Annotated in this window: 2 protein-coding genes; one reads left to right on the top strand and one right to left on the bottom strand. The window is 41.7% G+C overall.

All coding sequences use genetic code 11. The features are described from left to right. The coding region (locus POTG_RS10690) for an HAD-IC family P-type ATPase (protein WP_009224840.1) at positions 1-900 on the top strand (900 nt) is incomplete at its 5' end. A gap of 142 nt (positions 901-1,042) precedes the next feature. Here the strand turns inward: POTG_RS10690 and spoIIP are convergent. Next, complete coding sequence (gene spoIIP / locus POTG_RS10685; RefSeq protein WP_009224839.1) at positions 1,043-1,960, bottom strand: stage II sporulation protein P; 918 nt, start codon at positions 1,958-1,960, stop codon at positions 1,043-1,045. Positions 1,961-2,152: the final 192 nt, after the last annotated feature.

The following is a 2,152-nucleotide window of genomic DNA, read 5'->3' as shown; positions in this document are numbered from 1 at the left end:
GGGGAATTCGGGATTACAAATATCCATCTCGGTAACGCGTCCTCCGAGACGGAACTTCTTACCTATGCAGCAAGCGTGGAGACACATTCCGAGCATCCAATCGCCAGAGGCATTACAAAAGCTGCAAAGGAAAAAGGGATTCAACTTAAAGAAGTGACTGACTTCAAAGCACTCCCGGGCAGTGGCCTTCAAGGGATTGTGGACGGCAAGGAAATTATGGGGGTAAGTCCTGTATACGTAAAGGAGAAGCGCCTTTCATTTGATGAGGAACGCTTTAATCAATGGTCGCAAGAGGGTAAAACCGTTGTCTTTATCCTCGTTGATGGTCAAGTGGCAGGGATGATCGCACTGGCAGATATGATCCGAGACACTGCCAAAGATGCCGTTCAAGAACTAAATGATATGGGGGTTAAATCCATCATGTTAACGGGGGATAACCAGAAGGTGGCCCAATATGTCGGCAAGCAGCTAGGCTTGGATGAAATCTTCGCCGAGGTTCTCCCCCATCAAAAGTCGGATAAAATCGACCAGATTCAAGCAAAAGAAGGTTTGCGTACAGCGATGACCGGTGATGGGGTTAACGATGCTCCAGCGCTTGCCAAGGCAGATTTAGGGATCGCGATCGGTGCCGGTACTGATGTTGCGATTGAGACTGCTGACGTCGTGCTTATCAAGAGCAATCCGCAAGACGTCGTCAATATCATTAAGCTTTCCAGGGTGACCTATCGTAAAATGATGCAAAACTTATGGTGGGCGACTGGTTATAACATCGTTGCCATCCCACTTGCTGCAGGTGTTCTATTGCCGTTTGGCATTGTTCTCGATCCTGCAGTTGGCGCCATCCTGATGTCTTTAAGCACCGTCATTGTAGCCATCAATGCTAAATTACTGAAACTGTAAGCAAAAACTCCTGCCATTTAGGCAGGAGTTTTTGCTCAGGAATGTATCAAAACTTTGAATCATGAAGTTCCCATATTCAAAATATTTACATGAAGCTTGTCCATCGGCCCGAGGTCAGTAGAGCATTATCCGATCATGTTTCTTAAATGGCTGAGTTATGATCTTCATGCCAAATTTCATGAATCGCATCAGCCAAAATCGATATCGTACGATAATTTTCTTCTAATGCATTTTCAACACCGCCGATTTCAATAAGCGCGCTATATTCGGCAAGTGATTGATTATATTGTCCATTCCCGCTGGAGTGATCCTTTTGGTAAATCCCCTTGGAGATTCCAGGTATTTTTTCATTTAATTTATTTTGTAGCCGGGCTGCAAATTTCTTGATTTGTTTCCAATTGGGATTATCCCGTCCAACAACAAAATATAACTGAGCGTAATTCACATTGTTGTACAGTATGGTTGTTTTGCTTTTTGATTCCGAATCTCGATGTATATCAAATACATATTCAATGGATTTATGTTTAAAGAGCTCCTTGCTCAATGTAGCCTTTGAATAGGCGTAAGATTTTGCGTAGTCAAATTTATTTATTTTACTTGGATAATCTTCAGCAGATTGGATCACACTCATACCTTTTACTTTTAATTTATTGGATAGATCCTTTCCCAATAAAGTAACGTTTATTTTGGAATCAAAGGCCTCATTGGGATCGGTTTTACCTTGAAGTTCTGGCAACCAAGATTCACGATTATGGGTATGGTAAATCAGCACTCGTGGTTGCTCCGATTGCTTCGGCTTTTGAACCATCCTTTTCGCAGTTGGGGTCACCGCTGAATTTTTCAAGGAAGCGATTGGATTTGGCTTCTCTGCTTTTATTGTCTTACTTGATTTTTGAATAATGATCTTTTCTTCTTTTACCATCAGAACCTGACTTTTTTCAGGTAAGGTGCCAACTTTAGGTTCGTTTAGTTCAATGTACGCCGGGATGACTTTTAGGGAAATTAAAAAAGATGATAGAAACACTGACAGGCCGATCACTCTCAATTTGGTTCGCGTCATTGGTCTCCCCCTTCTCTTCGTTTTAGTACTAATCTATTTTTATTCGTAGCACTGATAGAATAGAACGAAATTAAGAGATTAGGACGCGAGCAGGCATGAGATAGGTGAAGCAAAATATTTAACATCACATTAAATCCACATAGTAACGACACAATTAAATGCTACGATAAACGAGTAGCAAAAAGTTGATAG

It is taken from the genome of Paenibacillus sp. oral taxon 786 str. D14 (genome assembly GCF_000159955.1).
Lineage (GTDB): Bacteria > Bacillota > Bacilli > Paenibacillales > Paenibacillaceae > Fontibacillus > Fontibacillus phoenicis.
The sequence above is the reverse complement of the archived record's forward strand: the minus strand, read 5'-3'. Positions and strand labels throughout refer to the sequence as shown.